Annotated in this window: 4 protein-coding genes; 2 read left to right on the forward strand and 2 right to left on the reverse strand. The window is 32.1% G+C overall.

The window, feature by feature from the left end; all coding sequences use genetic code 11:
* The first annotated feature begins 333 nt into the window (after positions 1-333).
* Together KP712_RS09030 and KP712_RS09035 are read left to right on the forward strand one after the other, a co-directional pair.
* Positions 334-645 carry a type II toxin-antitoxin system RelE/ParE family toxin gene (locus tag KP712_RS09030; RefSeq protein ID WP_215770817.1) on the forward strand — a complete coding sequence of 104 codons (312 nt, stop codon included), beginning with the start codon at positions 334-336 and terminating at the stop codon, positions 643-645.
* 242 nt (positions 646-887) lie between these two features.
* Entirely contained in the window at positions 888-1,211 is a 324-nt protein-coding gene (locus KP712_RS09035; protein WP_252346423.1) for a HigA family addiction module antitoxin, read from the forward strand.
* Positions 1,212-1,380: 169 nt separating this feature from the next.
* Here KP712_RS09035 and KP712_RS09040 read toward each other — a convergent pair whose 3' ends face one another.
* Complete coding sequence (locus KP712_RS09040; RefSeq protein WP_215770818.1) at positions 1,381-1,623, reverse strand: hypothetical protein; 243 nt, start codon at positions 1,621-1,623, stop codon at positions 1,381-1,383.
* Positions 1,624-1,747: 124 nt separating this feature from the next.
* The gene (locus tag KP712_RS09045) at positions 1,748-2,716 is read right to left on the reverse strand and encodes a replication initiation protein (RefSeq protein WP_215770819.1); all 969 of its coding nucleotides are present in this window, start codon (positions 2,714-2,716) and stop codon (positions 1,748-1,750) included.
* Between the last annotated feature and the right edge of the window lie 26 nt (positions 2,717-2,742).

Genomic DNA, 2,742 nt, shown 5'->3' on the forward strand with positions numbered 1-2,742 from the left:
TTCTACAATTGGATGAGATTTTCTAATAATTAAGTCAGTCATAAGTTAAACCTTATTTGTGGTAAATGCCAAAATAATACCACAATTACCATAAATTACACCACATAAAACCATAAATTACACCACATAAAACCATAAATTACACCACACATAGAGATCGCATCCATTGCTACACAAGGCTTTTCATGATCATAAAGAAAGAAAGAAAGAAAGAAAGAAAGATAAGAGGCTGCCGCCTTATTCTTTTATGTTTTTTTGTTAAAATAAACAGTTGCACTGTGCAACTGTGCGTGTTATAATAGGTCTATTATTAATAATAAAGGAACCGTTCCTATGCTAGAAAAACTAGAAAAGAATCGTTTCCGAGATGATAGTATGTATCAATATTATCGTGGTTATCAGTCATCTCATAAGGATGTGCCACCTGATATTGGAAATATTGTTCTTAGGAAACTTGATATGTTATATAGTGCAACCTGTCTAAAAGACCTTATGTCTCCTCCTGGAAACAAGTTAGAAAAGTTAAACCCTAAGAATAAGTGTTTGTATTCAATTAGAGTAAACTCTAAATATAGAATAATTTTCACCTATAAACACAATGAAATAAGTGATATTTACCTAGATAAGCACGAATACAATATCTAAATCAAAGAAAAGAATTATTGACCTCGAGGCATGACCTTGAGGTCTAAAAAACATCTGAATGAAAAACTACAAAGAAAAATTTAAAAAAGATAAAAAAGAAAAAATTTAAGAAAAATATAAAGAAAAATTTAATAAATAAAAATTTTATAACTGATATAAATACATTACAAATCAATTACTTGTGAAAGACTAAAGAGTTAGACAAATCCTATTTAAAAGGTAATGTCGTGGAGAATATGAACATGTGCGTGGCTAAAAGAAAACCTTCTACTGTAGGTGATATCCTTCTAGAAGAATACCTCATCCCATTGAATCTAAAAATCGCTGACTTAGCCTCTATGTTAAACGTGCACAGAAACACTGTGAGCGCCATCGTAAACAACAATTCTAAGCTATCGTTAGATATGGCTATGAGATTAGCTAAAGCCTTAAATACGAGCGTGGAATTTTGGTTAAACCTTCAAATGATGACCGATATTTGGTTTTTGGAAAATGACTCTAGATTCCAGGATAGTTTGGCTAGCGTAAAAACGCTAGAAGGCTTAGAAGCTTTGGAAGCCGCATAATAGAATAGATTATAAAAAGAGCCGTATTAAAAAATGGTTAATGCGGCTCTTTTTCTTGAAAATTTGTACACCTTTGTGAAAATCTGTACACCATTTATGGCACTCACTGATAGTGAGATAAAGCTGTCGATCCTTTCAAAATTTTTACACATTCCTCATTCTCTTTAAATTAATTGATGAGTAAATTTCTTGCAATTTCTTCTGATGGAACATTGTTTAATGCTCCATAAATAATATAGGCTTGCTCGTCAGCAGAGCTTTTTTCTGTTTCGAGATCGACTGCAAGAAGGTTTGTTTTCGTTACCCACACAATACGTTCTTTTTCTTCAGGGCTTAATTTATCTTCTTCCGTTGTATCTTGCATTAAATGAAAGAATGGGTTGCTTGGGTTTAAGTCATAATAGCGTTTCATATAATATCTCCTTATCTGTCTTTAGAGATTGGCGTTACGTCATAACTCTTGTTTAAAAAATATAGAGCCTACTGCAAGTACATGGGGATTTATTAAATATTGGAATACAATATGGGGAAAATCCCTATCCTGCATTTCTTCTATCTAGTTCCGCAGTAATATCCCTTGATAAACTACGATTTATAATTGAGGCGTATTTTTTTATAACCTTAAGCCAGTTTGTTGGAATGTTCGGAAGATCATCATCAATAAATCGAGTTTTGAGAATCATGTCTTCACGCATTTTTTTTATTGCTCGATTGTAATTTTCTGTTGCCCAATCACCCTCAGCCAAGGAATTTTTGGCAACTTGAGGTCTATTTTTTTCTTCAAAAACACCGTAAATAATCCTAGATGAATCCGTTTTTTTAGAGGTTAAAGTTTTTGTTTTTTTAGCTAGCTTAAACTCTAAAGCTACAACCTTTCTCCCTTGTTTTAATGGTTCAATACTTAGTAATAGATCTGACTTTTCGTTAATCTCATTAACAGCAACCTTAATAACGAATTTATTCAACTCTCTGAATTCTTTATACTTCGTTTCAAGTTGCAAAATACGTCTCAATTCTTCAACCGATACTGTTTTATTTCTCATTCCTAACAATTTTACGGATAACTCATATATCCGTATAGAGTAATTACTTGTAAACCCACTTACGCTTAATAACTCATACTGAGTGTATCCAAGTTTTTTATCTAGTTCGAATAAATAAGGTAATACTCTTCTGCTAAATTCAAAAGATATTCTCCCTTCTCCTTTATGGTATTTTGTTCTACTTTCTATCCATCTGAACTCAGTAGTTTCATCTTCTCCTTTTAAGATAATAGACCGATCGTATAATCGTTTAGAGGCCTTTGATAACTCTGTATATGCGATTTTCTCAGACAATCCAAATGTTCTAGCATAATCCATTGCGTATAAAGTTACCTTGGATTGTTCTGTGTTTCTATTATCTAACTTAGCTAGACTAAGCAATATGATACGCTGTTCAGCAATAGACAATTTATATCCGGCTTCTACAATTGGATGAGATTTTCTAATAATTAAGTCAGTCATAAGTTAAACCTTATTTGTGGTAAATG

The organism is Haemophilus sp. SZY H68 (assembly GCF_018829685.1).
GTDB classification, from domain to species: Bacteria; Pseudomonadota; Gammaproteobacteria; order Enterobacterales; family Pasteurellaceae; genus Haemophilus; species Haemophilus haemolyticus_K.

What these genes read in the sequence shown, in the direction of transcription:
- KP712_RS09030 (WP_215770817.1), top strand. Translation starts at nt 334, where the DNA reads ATGCTAGAAAAACTAGAAAAGAATCGTTTCCGAGATGATAGTATGTAT.
- KP712_RS09035 (WP_252346423.1), top strand. Translation starts at nt 888, where the DNA reads ATGTGCGTGGCTAAAAGAAAACCTTCTACTGTAGGTGATATCCTTCTA.
- KP712_RS09040 (WP_215770818.1), bottom strand. Translation starts at nt 1,623, where the DNA reads ATGAAACGCTATTATGACTTAAACCCAAGCAACCCATTCTTTCATTTA.
- KP712_RS09045 (WP_215770819.1), bottom strand. Translation starts at nt 2,716, where the DNA reads ATGACTGACTTAATTATTAGAAAATCTCATCCAATTGTAGAAGCCGGA.